Here is a 420-nt window from a genome sequence, read left to right as displayed (position 1 = left end):
CAATTTGCTTGTGCTCTTCTGAAAGAAGGGCACCGCTTAAAAACACTCTTTTTTTATAGTGAAGGAGTGGCAAATGCGAACGAATTAACCTCCCCCGCCAATGATGAGTTCAATTTAGTTAAAGCATGGCAGCAACTGGCAGAAACAGCGGGCTGTGAAATGCACATTTGCGTTTCTGCGGCACTTCGTCGAGGAGTTGTTGATGATGAGCAAGCTAAACTATTAAGATTGCCATCAAACAACTTAGGTGCCGGTTTTACCATGAGTGGGCTAGGAAGTTTAGCTGAGGCAATGATGATAGCAGACCGAACCATCCGTTTCTGAGGCTGACATGAAAAAATTTGCCTTTGTTTTTACATCAATGCCCCATGGAAATAACAGTGGTCGTGAAGGGCTGGATGCGCTATTAGCCACATCCGC

1 protein-coding gene and 1 pseudogene are annotated in these 420 nt (G+C 45.0%); both read left to right on the top strand.

The genetic code is table 11. From position 1 onward, the window contains the following. Positions 1-324 (top strand): sulfurtransferase complex subunit TusD (gene tusD / locus ABN217_RS19465; protein WP_349459885.1); only part of this gene is annotated, 324 nt, incomplete at its 5' end. Positions 325-331: 7 nt separating this feature from the next. After that, positions 332-420 (top strand): annotated as a pseudogene (locus ABN217_RS19460) (sulfurtransferase complex subunit TusC); the annotation flags it as partial.

Source organism: Proteus sp. fly-1067, from assembly GCF_040139345.1.
Taxonomy (GTDB): Bacteria; Pseudomonadota; Gammaproteobacteria; order Enterobacterales; family Enterobacteriaceae; genus Proteus; species Proteus vulgaris_B.
This window is presented reverse-complemented; position numbering and strand designations above follow the sequence as displayed.